The organism is Bifidobacterium catenulatum subsp. kashiwanohense JCM 15439 = DSM 21854 (assembly GCF_001042615.1).
GTDB classification, from domain to species: Bacteria; Actinomycetota; Actinomycetes; order Actinomycetales; family Bifidobacteriaceae; genus Bifidobacterium; species Bifidobacterium catenulatum.
Genome location: NZ_AP012327.1, coordinates 2264237 through 2280712, shown reverse-complemented (window position 1 = coordinate 2280712; position 16476 = coordinate 2264237). Strand labels below are relative to the sequence as shown.

General features: G+C 57.9%; 13 protein-coding genes and 1 tRNA gene. 10 read left to right on the top strand and 4 right to left on the bottom strand.

What is annotated here, in order from left to right; translation table 11 throughout:
• Positions 1–168: 168 nt before the first annotated feature.
• The 7 genes from phoA (at position 169) to BBKW_RS09570 (ending at position 8448) form a co-directional block, all read left to right on the top strand.
• Positions 169–2229, top strand: coding sequence for an alkaline phosphatase (phoA, locus tag BBKW_RS09605; protein ID WP_033501767.1), 2061 nt, complete (start codon positions 169–171; stop codon positions 2227–2229).
• A gap of 288 nt (positions 2230–2517) precedes the next feature.
• On the top strand, positions 2518–4389 hold the full coding sequence (gene dnaK, locus BBKW_RS09600) for a molecular chaperone DnaK (RefSeq protein WP_033501768.1): 1872 nt from the start codon (positions 2518–2520) through the stop codon (positions 4387–4389).
• Positions 4390–4391: 2 nt separating this feature from the next.
• A complete protein-coding gene (grpE, locus tag BBKW_RS09595; protein WP_033501769.1) occupies positions 4392–5072 on the top strand; it encodes a nucleotide exchange factor GrpE in 681 nt (226 codons plus the stop codon).
• An 84-nt stretch (positions 5073–5156) separates the two neighbouring features.
• Positions 5157–6194: a DnaJ C-terminal domain-containing protein gene (locus tag BBKW_RS09590; protein WP_033501770.1), complete on the top strand. Its 1038-nt coding sequence runs from the start codon at positions 5157–5159 to the stop codon at positions 6192–6194.
• Positions 6195–6199: 5 nt separating this feature from the next.
• A complete protein-coding gene (locus BBKW_RS09585; RefSeq protein ID WP_033501771.1) occupies positions 6200–6865 on the top strand; it encodes a heat shock protein transcriptional repressor HspR in 666 nt (221 codons plus the stop codon).
• Between the two features lie 262 nt (positions 6866–7127).
• Positions 7128–7415: a hypothetical protein gene (locus BBKW_RS09580; RefSeq protein ID WP_033501772.1), complete on the top strand. Its 288-nt coding sequence runs from the start codon at positions 7128–7130 to the stop codon at positions 7413–7415.
• A 340-nt stretch (positions 7416–7755) separates the two neighbouring features.
• Complete coding sequence (locus tag BBKW_RS09570; protein WP_033501774.1) at positions 7756–8448, top strand: HAD family hydrolase; 693 nt, start codon at positions 7756–7758, stop codon at positions 8446–8448.
• A gap of 146 nt (positions 8449–8594) precedes the next feature.
• Here BBKW_RS09570 and BBKW_RS09565 read toward each other — a convergent pair.
• Together BBKW_RS09565 and BBKW_RS09560 are read right to left on the bottom strand one after the other, a co-directional pair.
• Positions 8595–8667: transfer RNA gene (locus tag BBKW_RS09565), tRNA-Ala, on the bottom strand.
• 161 nt (positions 8668–8828) lie between these two features.
• On the bottom strand, positions 8829–9515 hold the full coding sequence (locus BBKW_RS09560) for a DedA family protein (protein WP_033501775.1): 687 nt from the start codon (positions 9513–9515) through the stop codon (positions 8829–8831).
• Between the two features lie 381 nt (positions 9516–9896).
• Between BBKW_RS09560 and rsmI the strand changes: the two genes are divergently transcribed.
• Positions 9897–10871 carry a 16S rRNA (cytidine(1402)-2'-O)-methyltransferase gene (gene rsmI / locus BBKW_RS09555; RefSeq protein WP_231858540.1) on the top strand — a complete coding sequence of 325 codons (975 nt, stop codon included), beginning with the start codon at positions 9897–9899 and terminating at the stop codon, positions 10869–10871.
• 117 nt (positions 10872–10988) lie between these two features.
• Here the strand turns inward: rsmI and BBKW_RS09550 are convergent, their stop codons facing one another.
• Positions 10989–11327, bottom strand: coding sequence for a variant leucine-rich repeat-containing protein (locus BBKW_RS09550; RefSeq protein WP_231858493.1), 339 nt, complete (start codon positions 11325–11327; stop codon positions 10989–10991).
• Positions 11311–11937 carry a hypothetical protein gene (locus BBKW_RS09545; RefSeq protein ID WP_033501777.1) on the bottom strand — a complete coding sequence of 209 codons (627 nt, stop codon included), beginning with the start codon at positions 11935–11937 and terminating at the stop codon, positions 11311–11313. The genes BBKW_RS09550 and BBKW_RS09545 overlap by 17 nt, the downstream gene beginning before the upstream one ends.
• A gap of 215 nt (positions 11938–12152) precedes the next feature.
• Between BBKW_RS09545 and metG the strand changes: the two genes are divergently transcribed.
• Together metG and BBKW_RS09535 are read left to right on the top strand one after the other, a co-directional pair.
• Positions 12153–14015 (top strand): methionine--tRNA ligase, encoded by a 1863-nt coding sequence (gene metG / locus BBKW_RS09540; protein WP_033501778.1) that lies wholly within the window; start codon positions 12153–12155, stop codon positions 14013–14015.
• A 213-nt stretch (positions 14016–14228) separates the two neighbouring features.
• Positions 14229–16334: a glycoside hydrolase family 2 protein gene (locus BBKW_RS09535; RefSeq protein WP_033501780.1), complete on the top strand. Its 2106-nt coding sequence runs from the start codon at positions 14229–14231 to the stop codon at positions 16332–16334.
• Positions 16335–16476: the final 142 nt, after the last annotated feature.

The window sequence follows — 16476 nt, the reverse complement described above, 5'->3', positions numbered from 1 at the left end:
CCTTGAGGGGGTATTGAGGATGATGGTTGACGGAAAGAGGATTTGAGATAAGTATTCACTTTGTGAAGACGAGAGTTCACGTTTTGTTCGTCTAAAACGTCGCGGAAGTTGGTTTACGAAACCTAGCGTGGAGATTGCAATACAGCACAGACTGAAGAAAGAAGAAACATGAGCAAGCGTAAAGCTTTGAAGGGCGCAATCGCGGCGGTCGCATCCGTAGCGACGCTCGGCGCACTCGCCGCACCGGCACTCGCCAACGAAACTTCCACTTACAATCTGAACGGCAAGTCCGTTGCGGAACTGGCTCAGCACGGCGGCGCACAGCGCATTGCGGCCATCGGCAATGGCAACGCCAAGAACGTCATCCTGTTCATCGGTGACGGCATGGGCGATTCCGAAATCACCGTCGCACGTGATTACCTGAAGGGTGCAAACGGCCACTTCGAAGGACTCGACGCAGTCGGCCAGCCGGCAGAGCTCGGCGACACCAATGCCGGCACCGGCCAGTACACCACCTTCTCGCTGGGTGGCAACAGCGGCGACAGCGCGGTCAGCAAAGATGACAAGGGCAACCTCAACACCAATCCGAACCCGGGCAAGCTCACCGAAGTGACCGATTCCTCCGCATCCGGCTCCGCATGGGCAACCGGCACTAAGACTTACAACAACGCGGTCGATGTAGACGTTTATGGCAATCCGCAGCTCAACCTATTCGAACTCGCCAAGGCGGCAGGCAAGGCTACCGGCAATGTGACCACCGCCGAAATCCAGGACGCCACCCCGGCCGTGCTCGAATCGCACTCCACCGAGCGTGGCTGCTACGGTCCACAAGGCAAGACCGACGGCCGCACCAACGACGCGCTCAAGCGCTGCCTCGCCAACCAGCTCAAGGAAAATGGCGGCATCGGCTCCATCTCCGAGCAGCTGCTCGACACCCGCGCCGACGTGACCATCGGCGGCGGTTCCAAGTACTTCCGCCAGACCGTGCAGGGCGGCGAATATGCTGGCAAGACCGTGTGGGAGCAGGCTCAGGCCATGGGCTACCAGACCGTCGAGAACGATCCGGCTGCCATGAACGCGCTCGAATACAAGGAAGGACAGCCGGTGCTCGCCCTGATGAGCGACGGCAACATGCCTACCAAGTTCAACCCGTCCAAGGCCACCGCCAAGGACCCGGACAAAGACGCCAAACCGACCGTATGCACCCCGAACGCCGACTGGCTCGGCAACCAGGGCTCCTCGCTCGCTGACATGACCAAGAAGGCGCTCGATCTGCTCGAAGCCAACCCAGCCGGCAACACGAACGGCTACTTCCTGCAGGTTGAAGGCGCTTCCATCGACAAGCAGGATCACGCAGGCAACGCTTGCGGCCAGATCGGTGAAACCGACGATTTCGATCAGGCCGTCGCCTACGCCATGAAGAACGTTGACCTGAGCAACACCCTCGTGATCGTCACCGCCGACCACGCCCACACCTCCCAGATCCTCAACGCTCAGCCAGCTTACGCGCTCTCCACCGTGCTCAAGACCGCTGACGGCAACAACATGGTCGTCTCCTACGGCACCGCCGAAGCTGACTCCCGCGACGAGGACGGCGGCTACAACGGTGGCGACATGGCTCACACCGGCACCCAACTGCGCATCGCCGCTTCCGGCCCCGGCGCCCAGCGCGTGATCGGCCTGACCGACCAGACCGACAACTTCTACACCATCGCCAACACCCTCGGCCTTGCCTCCACCTCCGATGCTCAGCAGTCGCTCTCCAACGACGCCAAGACCGAAGTCAAGTTCACCGATGGCAAGTATGTGGCCGAATCCACCGGATTCAACGGCGACGCGGTGCTCTCCTACGAGCTCAAGGACAAGTCCGGCAACGTGGTCGTCGCTTCCGACAGCTCCACTCCGGTCTCCGGCGTGCGCGTCAAGACCGCTCAGACCACCGGCATCATGCTCGACAAGGTCACTGAAGGCAACGAGTACACGCTCACCGTCACCGGCCGCCAGTCTGGCAAGACCGTGACCGTCGACTTCCAGGCTCCGGCCCGCGATTCCTCGGATGAGAAGCCGGGCGACGGTAAGAATGACGTGATCGCTTCCGGCAAGGTGAACAACAATCCGAAATCCGGCGTGCTCGGCAACACCGGTACCGCAATCACCATTGCCGCGCTTGCGATCGCCATGCTGGCCGCAATCGCGATGATCGTCAAGACCGCCAAGATCAGCCGCTGAAGGTCTGAAGTGATCTGAAGATCGCAGATTGGAGCCGGATCGCACACATCACAGTGTGTTCCGGATCTTATCTGCGTTTTTCGGTTGCGCTGGAAATTACGTCTGGCAAAAAGTTGAGCGAAGAGAGCTCAACTTTTTTGTAGATTTGGGAATAATCGCTTGCGATTCAAAGTTGAGTGGTGTAGGCTCAAGTTTTGGAAAGTCCGAGAGACGGCAAACCGAAACTCGGGCGAAAGAACGAACAGAACAGAAAACGCATAGCGAACCTATCTACAAAGGAGACAAGTTATGGGACGCGCAGTTGGCATCGATCTGGGTACTACCAATTCCTGCATCGCAACTCTTGAAGGTGGCCAGCCCACCGTTATCGTGAACGCTGAAGGCGCTCGCACCACACCGTCCGTCGTGGCGTTCAGCAAGTCCGGTGAAATCCTCGTCGGCGAAGTCGCCAAGCGTCAGGCCGTGACTAACGTCGATCGCACCATCAGCTCCGTCAAGCGCCACATGGGCACCGACTGGACCGTTGAAATCGACGGCAAGAAGTGGACTCCGCAGGAGATTTCCGCACAGGTGCTGATGAAGCTGAAGCGCGATGCCGAAGCCTACCTCGGCGAGCCGGTCACCGACGCCGTGATCACCTGCCCGGCATACTTCAACGACGCTCAGCGTCAGGCCACCAAGGACGCCGGCACCATCGCAGGCCTGAACGTGCTGCGTATCATCAACGAGCCGACCGCGGCCGCACTGGCTTATGGCCTCGAAAAGGGCAAGGAAGACGAAACCATTCTGGTCTTCGACCTCGGTGGCGGCACCTTCGATGTGTCCCTGCTGGAGATCGGCAAGGATGATGACGGCTTCTCCACCATTCAGGTGCAGGCCACCAACGGCGACAACCATCTGGGCGGCGACGATTGGGATCAGAAGATCATCGACTGGCTCGTCGGCGAAGTCAAGAATAAGTACGGCATCGACCTGAGCAAGGACAAGATCGCCCTGCAGCGCCTGAAGGAAGCTGCAGAACAGGCCAAGAAGGAGCTGAGCTCCTCTTCGAGCACCTCCATCTCCATGCAGTACCTGGCCATGACCCCTGACGGCACTCCGGTGCACCTGGACGAAACCCTGACCCGCGCCCACTTCGAGAGCATGACCTCCGACCTGCTGGGCCGCTGCCGCACCCCGTTCAACAACGTGCTGCACGACGCTGGCATCGGTGTTTCCGACATCGACCACGTGGTACTCGTCGGCGGTTCCACCCGTATGCCGGCCGTCAAGGAGCTCGTCAAGGAGCTTACCGGCGGTAAGGAAGCCAACCAGTCCGTGAACCCGGATGAAGTCGTGGCAGTCGGCGCAGCCGTGCAGTCCGGCGTCATCAAGGGCGACCGCAAGGACGTGCTGCTCATCGACGTGACCCCGCTGTCCCTCGGCATCGAAACCAAGGGTGGCATCATGACCAAGCTCATCGACCGTAACACCGCCATTCCGACCAAGCGTTCCGAAGTCTTCTCCACTGCTGAAGACAACCAGCCGTCCGTGCTTATTCAGGTTTATCAGGGTGAGCGTGAGTTCGCTCGCGACAACAAGCCGCTGGGCACCTTCGAACTGACCGGCATCGCTCCGGCTCCGCGTGGCGTTCCGCAGATTGAAGTCACCTTCGATATCGACGCTAACGGTATCGTGCACGTGTCTGCCAAGGACAAGGGCACTGGCAAGGAACAGTCCATGACCATCACCGGCGGTTCCGGTCTGGGCAAGGACGAGATCGACCGCATGGTCAAGGAAGCCGAAGCTCACGAAGCCGAAGACAAGAAGCGCAAGGAAGACGCCGAAACCCGCAACCAGGCTGAATCCTTCGCCTATCAGACCGAGAAGCTCGTCAACGACAATAAGGACAAGCTCTCCGACGATGTGGCCAAGGAAGTCACCGACAAGGTCAACGAGCTCAAGGAAGCCCTGAAGGGTGAGGACATTGAGAAGATCAAGTCCGCCCAGAGCGAGCTGATGACCTCCGCACAGAAGATCGGCCAGGCCCTCTACGCACAGCAGGGTGCCGCCGACGCTGCGGGCGCCGCTGGTGCCGCAGGTGCTGCCGGTTCCGCTCCCGCTGACGACGACGTGGTTGACGCCGAAGTCGTGGACGATGACGACAAGGACAACAAGTAATCATGTCCGACTTCAACAAGGACGAATATCTGAACGACCTGCCCGACATGGACGACCTGTCCGGGCAGGCCGGCCCTGCAGCCGGTGCATCGCAGGAGTCGCAGAATAATGTCGATTCTGCAGCAGCTGCATCTGCTGATTCCGCAGCTTCTGAAACTGCATCAACGGCCGCGAATGTAGCATCTTCCGAATCTCAAGAGAACGGCGATGCTGCGGATAGTGCAACGCAAGATGGTGGAGATACGCTGACTCCGCTTGGCCAGGCCAAGAAGGAAGCGGCGGAATATCTTGAAGCGCTCCAGCGCGAACGTGCAGAATTCATCAACTTCCGCAATCGTTCGCAGAAGGAACAGGAACGCTTCCGCCAGCACGGCATTATCGATGTGTTGACCGCGCTGCTGCCGGCACTTGATGACATCGATCGCATTCGCGAACACAGCGAAATGGACGAGTCCTTCAAGGCCGTTTCCACCAAAATCGACAAGGCGTTCGAGAAGTTCGGCGTCGAGAAGTTCGGTGAAAAAGGTGAGGATTTCGACCCGACCAAGCATGACGCGATCCTGCACAAGCCGGATTCGCAGGCCGAGAAGGAAACCGTCGACACCGTGGTGGAAGCCGGCTATCGCATTGGAGATCGTGTGATTCGCGCGGCTCGTGTGGTCGTGGCATCCCCGCAGAACTGAACGCAGTGACATTCACGATTTCGACACCAACAACCGCAAAACAACACGTAGTGACATCAGCGACCTCGTGAAAGGAGGCACATCATGGCTGAGAATGAATGGCTGAGCAAGGATTTCTACAAGGTCCTCGGTGTCTCCAAAGACGCCACGGACGATGAGATCACCAAGGCGTACCGCAAGCTGGCACGTAAATACCATCCTGATCTGAACAAGACCAAGGAGGCCGAAGAGAAGTTCAAAGACATTTCCGAAGCGTACGACGTGCTCAGCAACAAAGATAACCGTCAGAAGTACGACGCCATCCGCCAGTTCGGCATGGGTGGCGCGCGCTTCGCCGGCGGTTCCGGCGCGGGCGGATTCGATGCGGGGGCGTTCTCCGACATCTTCGGATCGATGTTCGGCGGTGGCGCTGGCGCTGGAGCGTATGGCGCGGGCGGCAATGGTTCGCGCATCCGCTTCCAGAGCGGCGGCGGCAACCCGAATATCAACGATATTTTCTCGATGTTCGGTGGCGGCGCTGGCGGACCTGCCGGGGCTGGCGCTGGAAGCCCTTACGGGGGCGGCTACGAGCAGGCTGCGCAACCGGAAGACGGCGAGGACCGCAACTCCAAGATCAACTTAACCTTCCGCCAGTCGGTCAAGGGGGCAACGGTTTCGCTGTCTGCCGATGGCAAGAAGTTCAAAACGCATGTTCCAGCAGGCGTGCATGACGGGCAGAAGATTCGCATTCCAGGCAAGGGCAAGCCGGGTCGAAACGGCGGCAAAAACGGTGACCTGTACCTGCAGATCAGCGTTGCCGAAGATCCTAAATTTAGCCTGCGTAAGCGTGACATCATCATGGATTTGCCAATCACCGTCGGCCAGGCCGTAGCGGGCGCGAAAGTGACCGCGAAAGACGTCGACGGCAACGAAGTCACCTTTAAAGTGCCGGCGGGCTCATCTAGCGGTACGGAAGTGCGTATTTCCGGCAAAGGTGTGGCCAACAGGCAGGGTGACGGCGATCTGGTCGGGCGCGTGCAGATCCGCATCCCCGACAAGCCAAGCCTGAAAGTCAAGCATGCGGCGAAGGAATTCGACAAGGAGTGCGGCGACTTCGCCGACGAACTTGCCAAGGAGCGCTGATCGTCATGGCGCGCGCATCTCGGACCTCCCAAGCCCGCGCGGCGCGGCAGGCCAAAATGCTGTACGACATGTGTGCGATGGCGATTGTGGCAGGCAGGGCCGATCTTGATGGGGCGGACGAAGTCGGTTTCGATATCGAACTGCCGATGTTCACGGTCGGCCGTGCCGGCGAACTCGCCAACGTACACCCCCAAACCCTTCGCCAATACGATCGGCTTGGGCTTGTGGTGCCGCAGCGCACGGATGGCGGTGCCCGCCGCTACTCGCTGCGAGATATCGCCCGCCTTGCGAAAGCGCAGCAGCTGAGCCAGGAAGAGGGCATCAATCTGGCCGGCATCGCGCGGATTCTTTCCTTGGAGGAGGAGAACCGCGAGCTGCGCCGCCAGATCGAGCGTTTGCGCAAGCCGGCCGGTTCCAGCGTGTTCGCAGCCGATACAGACGGCGACATTGTGGAAATCGAACGTTCTCGCCGTGCCCGCATGTGGCGTAGGCAGATTCAAGTCAATGCCCGGCAGTTGCCGTCGCGTGAGTCCTTGGAATCCGCGCGTGTCGCGGCCGACGCGTACGACACGCCCAATGGAGGTGCCGCGCGCGAAAACGAGGGTGTTCGGAGGGACAAACCCGCTTCAGATCCCGTTTCCAGGTCAATCGTGCTTTGGGGGATTGACTGATTTTCGGAAAAAATACTGAAAATATTTAAAAACAGGCACATCTTGCAACAGATGCGCCTGTTTTGTTATATAGTTTTGCCAAATGCATTGCTTTCTGTGACGATGTCGTCGTTGTGGGAAATAATGTCGAGTATCCGCGTTCTAACTGTCATTCTTCCGTTCATTAAGGTGCTTCGGTGAAAGATGGGTCTTCTTTTCTATGAGAAATCATGGGGGGGGGGGTAAGATATGCGGCGAGAACAGGAAAGGTTAGGAGCGTACAGTGCCAAGAGTTGCGTTCACCGCTAAGACCCGTAAGTATCTCGGGTCTCTGGATGCCGTGGAATCGGTCACCCAATATCGTATTTGCTACTCCAAGGAGTTTCGTGACGACTGCATGCGCAGGTATGCCGAAGGTGGCTCGCCTGCCGCGATCTTCCGCGAGGCAGGGCTTGATCCGAAGATCATCGGCTACAAGCGCGTGGAACGTTGCATTGCCCGCTGGAAGGCGGAAAATGCGGAAAAGGCCGCGGAAGCCGCTGGGGAAAACAAGGAGAATCAGGGAGAGTAGATTTCGAATCTTCCGATAGAGGCGATTTTTTCGAATGTCATGGGTTGCAGCAATGGGGGTTGCCCGTAGTACATGAAACGGATGATTTCGCAGACGTGAGTTATTGCGTTGATGTGGGAAGCGCTCGGATGGAAGAACGTCCGGGCGCTTTTCGTTTGCCGTTGTGCTGCTGCCTTGTTTGTTGTTTCGCTTGTTGTTTTGCTGCAGCGTTTGCAAACGTTGCATCTGTTTGCAAATTTGCCGTCTTGCCGCTCTGCTGAAATGGCAGTGGAAATCGCGATGGACGGCGCCGCACGCAAATCCGGTGCTCCGAGTCCGACGGTCGTAAGGAAGGAACATCATGACCGAGTCGAACCTGATGGTTAAGGCTGTGTTTTGGGATATGGACGGCACTCTGATCGATTCCGAACCGTACTGGCATGAGGGGGAGATGAAAATCGCAGCCGCGCATGGCGGGTATTGGGATGAGGAGCTTGCCTGGCAAGGTTCGGGCACGCCGGTTCCGGATGTGGCTCGCCGTATGGTGGAGCATGGTTGCCAGCTGTCGGTCGAGGAGATTGGCCAAGGCATGATTGATTATGTAGCCCGGAAGGAATTCGAGCGCATTCCATGGATCGAAGGCGTGGAAGACGTGCTTGTTGCGTTGCGTGATGCGGGTGTCCCTTCAATGCTGGTCACCACGTCGCCGCGTCATCTTGCGGAGAATCTGGTTGCGCAGGCTCCGGCCGGTGCGTTCGCGGGCTACGTGTGCGGCGACGACGATGTTGAGAAGAAGCCGTCTCCGGCTCCGTATTTGGAGGCTGGCCGCCGCTTGGGCATTGCTCCGGAAGATATGAAGTACTGCATTGCGGTCGAAGATTCCATGTCTGGTTTGCGTTCGGCTGTCGCTTCCGGTGCGACGACGATTGGTCAGACCGGATTCATGCAGATCGACAATTCTAACGGCCCACAGTTCGCCTCGATTAAGGGGTATGAGGGCATCGACGCGGCCTCGCTTGACGCATTCGTACGCCGGCGCGCGTCTCAAGCCTAAATTTGCGCCCCTATCTCGCTTATATATGGCAGATATATGAGTTCGGGGGTGTTTGGCGAGGATTGGCTGGTTGGTGACCAGCATGTATGGATCGTGCATGGGTAAAGAAAAAGCCCGCTGCGGTGGAATGAATGCAGCGGGCTTAGTGGAGCCGACGGTAGTCGAAACCGCGACCTCTTCGATGCGAACGAAGCGCTCTACCAACTGAGCTACGGCCCCATGTCTTAAGACAACTCTCGTGATTCTAGTACGAGGTCTGTACTAATGCAATTCCTAATGGTCGCGTGTTGTCATGATTTCTATGAAGATCATACGAAAATGGCGTCTTCCGAATGATCGAAAGACGCCATTTTCACCAAGAAAAGGAGAGAAACGAAAGATCAGGCTTCTACGGTTTCGGTGGAAGCTTTCTTCTTGCCGAACTTAGCCTTGAGTAGGCCGACGATCGTAGGAATCAGCGACAGTACGAGAATCGCAATGATGACCAGTTCGAAATGCTTTTGTACGGCCGGGATGCCGCCGAAGAAGTAGCCGAGCAGCGTGAACAGGGTGGACCAGCACAGGCCGCCGAGTACGGAGAACGGGGTGAAACGGCTCCAACGCATGCCGGAAATGCCGGAAATGAACGGCATGAACGTGCGGATGAACGGGAAGAAACGGCCGAGAAACACGGCGAGCGGGCCCCATTTTTCGATCATGCCTTCGGTTTTGGCGAGGCGTTCGGGGGTCATGGCCTTGACTTTGCCGGATTCGATGATGCGACGGCCGAAGAAGTGGCCGATCCAGTAGTTGCACTGGTCGCCGATGATCGGAGCGCACCACACCACGGGCAGCAGCGCGAACAGCGGCAGCGCGGAAACGCCGGTCTGGGCGTCGGGCGCGGCGAAGAAGCCGGCGGCGAACAGTAGGGAGTCGCCCGGTAGGAACGGGAAGAACACGATGCCGGTTTCGACGAACACGATCAGGAAGATGAAACCAAGTGTGGGGGCGACGCCCATGGAAATCCAGCCGGCGATTGCGGTGCGTGGATCCTTGAGCAGGTTAATGAAGAAGTTGATAATTCCCATGGAATGCTCTCTGTGAGTACCTTACATCTAAACGTTCAAAATTACGTGGTTCAGGCTGCCTTTGGTGGTTGGCCTGAACTTCCGCACGCTTGCGGAACCAATGTCAGCCTACCAGCGCCCTGCTAATGCAGCGCCTAGTAACGCCCGACGGGTGGCAAATCTGCACAAACAGGCGCAAAGTGTCAACTGTGGTCGGCATTTGTTTCTTTTGATGGCTGGTTTTGGGTGGCTGTGTTGCACGACTGGGAGATTTTGCCTTGGTGGCCGCACGATTTAAAAGGGGCAGATTTTCAAATGAACTGCCTCCCATTTTTTGGAGCAACAGAAAGTGGGAGGCAGTTCATTTTCCTTTGTGTTGGATAGGCTGAAGGCATGGAACGCATGAATGAGCGCGAATGCGAAGACAAGCGCGAACGTGAAGATGAAAACGCAGACGGCGATGTGGGACTTGACGCTCTCGTGAGCGGAGCCAACATTCCGCACGGCACGGTCGTGCTGGCGGCCACGCCGATCGGCAATACTGCCGACGCATCCGCACGCCTCATTGCGCTGCTGGAGCGCGCCGACATCGTCGCAGCCGAAGACACCCGCCGCCTCTATGCGCTCGCCAACCGTCTCGGCGTGCATGTGAACGGCCGCGTGGTGGCCTACCACGATCATAACGAGCGAGACAAGTCCGATGGCCTGCTTGACCAGGTGGAAACCGGTGCGACCGTGCTGGTCGTGTCCGACGCGGGCATGCCGACCATCAACGATCCAGGCTTGGCGATCGTGCGTCGCGCCATCGAACGCGGCCTGCCCGTCACCTGCGCCCCCGGCCCGTCCGCCGTACTGGACGCGCTGTGCCTGTCAGGTCTGCCGACAGACCGTTTCTGTTATGAGGGATTCCTGCCGCGCAAGCATTCCGAACGCGTGCAATACTTGCGCACGTTGCGTTCGGAGCGCCGCACCATTGTGTTTTACGAGACGTTGCATCGTATCGACGAGGCTATGGCCGACCTGCTTGACGTGTTCGGTCCGAACCGCAAGATGGCGCTTTGCCGCGAACTTACCAAGGATTTCGAGCAGATTCGCCGCGGAACCATCGCGCAGATTCGCCAAAGTGTGATCGACGAGCCTCCGCGCGGTGAAATGGTGTTGGTCGTCGCCGGCGCTTCCGAAGAAGAGGCCGATGCCGCGGTCCCCGCGTCGCTGAGCATAGAAGACTTGGCGGTACTGTCGATCGACCGTGCGCGGGAAGACAATCTGCGCATCAAAGACGCGATTTCGCAAGTCATTGCCGAGCACCCCCTTGCGGACGGCTCGCTCGCCAATCGCAAGCAGGTCTACAACACGGTTCTTGCCATGAAAGAGTAAGCTTTTCGCATTGCCTGCCGTTTAGCGATCGCTTGCCACACGATCGCTTGTCGCGCGATTGCCCGTTGCGTACCTCGATTGCGCTATTGCGTTGCAATCGCTTGCGATCGTGCTCCTTTAACCATCATGCGCAATCGCATCTAATGCGCGCGATTCCAACGATTCCAGCAGTATTTGCAGGGAACGTGCCACATCCGGTCCACCGACTTGCGCAAGATATTCCAGCATCGCAGGTGTTGCGGAAGGATTGGCAATCAGCCATTTGCGCAGTCGAGGCGCGTATTCCGCGATATGCCAGAGCACGTCCTGCGCAGTGCCGGGACTGCATGCCACCAGCGGCGTCAACAAAATCGGGGGAGATGGCGGCTCGATCAGCGGTTTCGGTCGTGGCTTGGGCTGGTATGGCGGTACTTTGCGCCTGCCGTGCGCCTTATGCCTGCTATGCGCCGCGCACATATTCGGCATCCTTACGGTTCTTACGGTCTTCGCAATCCTTACGGTTCCCGTGTTCGTAGCTGCTGCCGTCAATCGCAAGAATGTAATTCCGTGCCTGCGGAGCGTTGCGAATATGCTTCGCATCTTCCATGATTTGCATGCAATCGTTGGAACGAAAATGAAATTCCTGCATAAGCATGCAGATGATTTCAGAAACCTTCGATTCTGTTGCGGGGACGCAGTTCAGCGCCAGATCACATGCGGTGCGAACGGGTGTGGTCACGGTGATCGGACCGACCTTAATGGTGTGCTCAGATGGTGCGACGCGATTGAAAACGTTGATTTTCCGCCCGTATCGCAGTGTTCTGTAGTGGGCTTTCGCGATGATGTCTATGGAGTCGGGGAACGTGCCTCCCAGCCAGACCCATGCGGCGGTGCGCGCACATGCCACGGAACGGCTTGGCAATAGTGTTGCGATGATGCATGCCCGCCCGTACAACGTGTCCGAATCATGGCTTGAGTAGGCGTTCGCGCTGTCGAGCTTGCACAGCGCGCCAGATGAGGCCAACAGGTTCAGGCACATCGGTCCCGGAAGGTCGGCGTTGCCCAGAAGGGGTGGTGAAGTGTCCATGGCGGTACAGTAGCGGATTCGATTCCTTCCTCGCCACTTTCCCCGAAAATCTGTGGATATGTGGAAAATGATTGTCGCGCAATGCAACAATGTGAATAAATCGGCAGATATTCAAACAATCGAAAACAACGATCGCGCGTCAGTCCTCCAATAAAAAACCGACTACCGAAATACATTGAAAATGCGGGATATGGCGGTTTGTATAATCAGGCACCATGAGTCATATTTTGGTGAATGTTGCTTGGCCGTATGCTAACGGCCCCCGTCATATCGGTCACGTCGCCGGCTTCGGCGTGCCCTCCGACGTGTACGCGCGCTACGAGCGCATGAAGGGCAATGACGTGCTGATGGTGTCTGGCACCGACGAGCACGGCACCCCGATTCTGGTAGAAGCCGACAAGGAAGGCGTCAGCGCACAGGAGCTCGCCAACCGTTACAACCGCGTGATCGCCAAGGATCTGTGCGATCTTGGCCTGAGCTATGACCTATTCACGCGCACCACCACCGGCAACCACGAGCAGGTGGTGCAGGAACTGTTCAAGCAGTGCCTTGCCAACGGCTACATCTACAAGGGCACCCAGAAGGTCGCCATCTCGCCGTCCACTGGCCGCACCCTGCCTGATCGTTACATCGAAGGCACCTGCCCGATCTGCGGTGCAGACGGCGCCCGCGGCGACCAGTGCGACGCCTGCGGCAACGAACTCGACCCAGACGAGCTGCTCAACCCCGTTTCCAAAATCAACGGCGAAACCCCGCGTTTTGAGGAAACCGAACACTTCTTCCTCGACCTGCCGGCGCTCGCCGAAGCCAATCTCGCATGGCTGAAGACCCGCGAAGGCTGGCGTACCAACGTCATCAACTTCTCCATCGGTTTGTTCAAGGAAGTCAAGCCGCGTGCCATCACGCGTGACATCGACTGGGGTATTCCTGTTCCGGTTGCCGGCTGGATTGACAATCCGAACAAGAAGCTGTACGTGTGGTTCGACGCCGTGATCGGCTACCTGTCGGCATCCATCGAATGGGCTCGCCGCAAGGGCGATCCGGAAGCGTGGCGCGCATGGTGGAACGATCCGGAAACCCCGGGCTACTACTTCATGGGCAAAGACAACATCACGTTCCACTCCCAGATCTGGCCGTCCGAAATGCTCGGCTACAACGGTCAGGGATCCAAGGGCGGCGAAACGGGCAAGCTTGGCCCGTTGAACATGCCGGAGCAGGTTGTGGCTTCTGAATTCATGACCATGGAAGGCAAGAAGTTCTCGTCTTCTCGTGGCATTGTCATTTATGTGAAGGATATTCTCGCCCGCTACCCTGTGGATGCCGTGCGCTACTACATTTCCGTGGCCGGTCCGGAAAGCTCCGATTCCGACTTCACGTGGGCTGAATTCGTGCGCCACAACAACGAGGAGCTTGCCGCTTCCTGGGGCAACCTCGTTAACCGTGTGGCCAACCTGATGAACAAGAACTTCGGTGAGATTCCGGCGCTCGACGAGAACGAACTGACCGATGAGGATCGCGCTCTGCTGAGCGAAACCAAGGCCGCGTTCAACACGGTCGGTTCACTGATCGAGAACCATCGTCAGAAGAACGCGTTGAGCGAAGCCATGCGCGTGGTCGGCGATATCAACAAGTACATTTCCGCCACTGAACCTTGGAAGATCAAGGACAATCCGGCTCGCCTCGGCACCGTGCTGCACGTTGCCGCCCAGGCCGTGTCTGACGCGAACCACCTGCTGGCCCCGTTCCTGCCGCATTCCGCGCAGAAGGTGTGGGAGGCTCTTGGTGGCACGGGCACGTTCTCGCCGCTGCCGCGTTTGGAAGAGGTTGAGGATCTCGACAAGCCGGGCTTCATGTACCCGATCATCACCGGCGACTACAAGCTGGGTGAAACTGTGCATCCGTGGGCTTCCGAGCCGATCGTGGCTGGCGCTCCGGTGCCGAAGCCGCATCCGATTTTCGCGAAGATTCCGCCGGAGGCCGTTGAAGAGGAGCTTGCCCGCTTCGATTCCGAACTGAAGGCTCGTCGTGAGGCTGAAGCGGCTCGTCTTGCCGCTGAAAAGGCCAAGCTGGAAGGCTGATTCAGCTGATATATTTCAGATGATTTGCTTGATTGCCGGTGCGGGAACTTACGAAGTTCTTGCACCGGCTTTTTATATCTGATGGTGCATATCTGACGGTGCAATACAGATTGCATCGATTTCAAAATCCGTAATAATCGCCATTTCTCTTTGCCATTCCTCTCGTTACAATGAGGAAGTTGAGGGAAATGCGATGCTGCAGGGAGGACTCTTATGTTGGACGTCAAACGAGTGCTGAAAGCCGCGCCTACGAAAATGCGTTCTCAGGAGCCACTGCAGCAGTTGTGGACGCCGTGGGGTGAGCAGATCGCCAGCGAATGGCTGTCTTCCAACGCGGCACACAAAGCGTTCTGCCCTGCGAAAGATGGCGAACGCAAACTGAAAAACGGCCGCACGCCAATCCTGAACGAACATCCGCGCCCAACCATGATGCGCAGCAATCACACTATGCTCAACGGATTCTGGGATTACGCGATCGTATCCATTCCCGAAAGCGACAATGGCCCGAAATGTCGCAAATCCGCGACTGCACTCACCCGTGACGAAGCGGTGCAGGCAGTGAAGGAAACGGCCATTCCCGAAACGTTCGACGGTAAGATTTTGGTGCCCTTTTCGCCGGAATCCGCGCTTTCCGGCGTACATCAAACGATTTATCCCGACAATATGATCTGGTATCGCACGATTGTGCACCCTGTCACGCTTGGGGGAGAGGAAGCGGTTCGGCAGATCGGGGATGCGAATCGTTTGATTCTGCATTTCGAAGCGGTTGATTACGTGTGTGCCTGCTTTATCAACGGGCAGTTTGCAGGGGTGCATGTCGGGGGCTATCTGCCGTTCGATGTTGATATTTCGGCATTCGTCGATCCCGATGATGATTTCGAGATTGCGTTGTGCGTGTATGATCCGAACGATTCGGGCACGCAGATGCGCGGCAAACAGAAGATCGAGCGCGAGGGTATTTGGTACACCGCGCAAAGCGGCATTTGGCAGAGCGTGTGGATGGAGATCGTGCCGGAGGCGTACATACAGACGCTCACGCTGAAGGGCGCTGCGGACGGCCGACTGTTCATTCGCGCGGAAATCGGCGGAGACAAGCCGAACGCCAAACTGCATATCGTCGTAACGGATTCTGCGGATGGCACGATTGTTGCGGACGAGCGGTTTGCGGCCGGCATGCGCAAGGTGCGTACGGAAATCGCAACGCGGGCCGAGCACTTATGGTCGCCTGAAGATCCGTATTTGTATGACGTGACGGCGATGTTGGAATTTGGCGCTGCGAAATCGCAAGAAAAGCAGGATGTTGTGCGCTCGTATTGCGCATTCCGCACGGTTGAAATCAAGCCTGATTTGAAGGGTGTTGCGCGATTCCATCTCAACGGCAAACCGCTGTTTCTCAAGGGTGTGCTCGACCAGGGGTATTGGCCGGACGGCTTGCTGACCGCGCCGAGCGACGAAGCGCTGATTCATGACATAACCGCCATGAAGGAATCTGGCTTCAATATGCTGCGTAAGCATATCAAAATTGAGTCCGCACGCTGGTACTACCACTGTGACCGCCTCGGCATGCTCGTATGGCAGGACGCGGTGTCGGGCGGCGGCGAATATAACGCGTGGACCACGAATCGCAAGCCGACGCTCGTGCGCACCACGTGGAACAAGTACCGCGACGACACAGCGAAGCATTTCGCGGCGCTTGGTGCCGACGATTCGACGTACCGCCGTGACTGGTCGCGCACTTGCGATGCCATGGTGCACATGCTTGCCGGCCACCCGTCGATTGCTGCGTGGGTGCTTTTCAACGAGGGTTGGGGACAGTTCAATGCATGTGATGCGGCAGAACGCATTCACGCGCTTGACCCGACGCGCCCGATTGACGCCACAAGCGGTTGGTACGACCAGCGTTGCGGCGACTTCCATAGTGTGCACAACTATTTCCGTCCGCTGGAAATCTACCCTGATAAGGGGCCGTTGCGCGGGTATGTGGCCGAATATGAGAAGAGGCACAAAAGGCGTCGCCGTGCCGCGCATTATGCGGTGTTGCCGGTGGCGCAGCATGGCGTTCGTGCGTTCATGATTTCGGAATTCGGGGGATTAGCGCAGTTGGTTGCCGATCATGCCGCGGTTTCGCGAGCTTACGGTTATGGTGAATACGATTCGATTGAGGATTGGCGCGCTGCCGTCCGTTCCGTGCTTGCTTCGGCGGAATCGCTGGAATCACGCGGATTGGCGGGCTACGTGTACACGCAGGTTTCCGATGTCGAAGAAGAGCTCAACGGTCTCCTGACCTACGATCGCCGTCTCAACAAATTCGTGCAATGATTTGCCAAGATTGAGCGTGCGGTCATGGCGGTCATGGAAGTGGTCTGCCTCTTGCGTTTCGGCGGCGCGTTCGGTACGTTGAAAACGGCGGTCGTTATGACTGCGCTATGCAAAGCAATCCAGAGCGGGGCGTGGTAAGGCT

What these genes read in the sequence shown, in the direction of transcription:
- grpE (WP_033501769.1), top strand. Translation starts at nt 4,392, where the DNA reads ATGTCCGACTTCAACAAGGACGAATATCTGAACGACCTGCCCGACATG.
- phoA (WP_033501767.1), top strand. Translation starts at nt 169, where the DNA reads ATGAGCAAGCGTAAAGCTTTGAAGGGCGCAATCGCGGCGGTCGCATCC.
- rsmI (WP_231858540.1), top strand. Translation starts at nt 9,897, where the DNA reads ATGAATGAGCGCGAATGCGAAGACAAGCGCGAACGTGAAGATGAAAAC.
- metG (WP_033501778.1), top strand. Translation starts at nt 12,153, where the DNA reads ATGAGTCATATTTTGGTGAATGTTGCTTGGCCGTATGCTAACGGCCCC.
- dnaK (WP_033501768.1), top strand. Translation starts at nt 2,518, where the DNA reads ATGGGACGCGCAGTTGGCATCGATCTGGGTACTACCAATTCCTGCATC.
- BBKW_RS09570 (WP_033501774.1), top strand. Translation starts at nt 7,756, where the DNA reads ATGACCGAGTCGAACCTGATGGTTAAGGCTGTGTTTTGGGATATGGAC.
- BBKW_RS09535 (WP_033501780.1), top strand. Translation starts at nt 14,229, where the DNA reads ATGTTGGACGTCAAACGAGTGCTGAAAGCCGCGCCTACGAAAATGCGT.
- BBKW_RS09550 (WP_231858493.1), bottom strand. Translation starts at nt 11,327, where the DNA reads ATGTGCGCGGCGCATAGCAGGCATAAGGCGCACGGCAGGCGCAAAGTA.
- BBKW_RS09545 (WP_033501777.1), bottom strand. Translation starts at nt 11,937, where the DNA reads ATGGACACTTCACCACCCCTTCTGGGCAACGCCGACCTTCCGGGACCG.
- BBKW_RS09560 (WP_033501775.1), bottom strand. Translation starts at nt 9,515, where the DNA reads ATGGGAATTATCAACTTCTTCATTAACCTGCTCAAGGATCCACGCACC.
- BBKW_RS09585 (WP_033501771.1), top strand. Translation starts at nt 6,200, where the DNA reads ATGGCGCGCGCATCTCGGACCTCCCAAGCCCGCGCGGCGCGGCAGGCC.
- BBKW_RS09590 (WP_033501770.1), top strand. Translation starts at nt 5,157, where the DNA reads ATGGCTGAGAATGAATGGCTGAGCAAGGATTTCTACAAGGTCCTCGGT.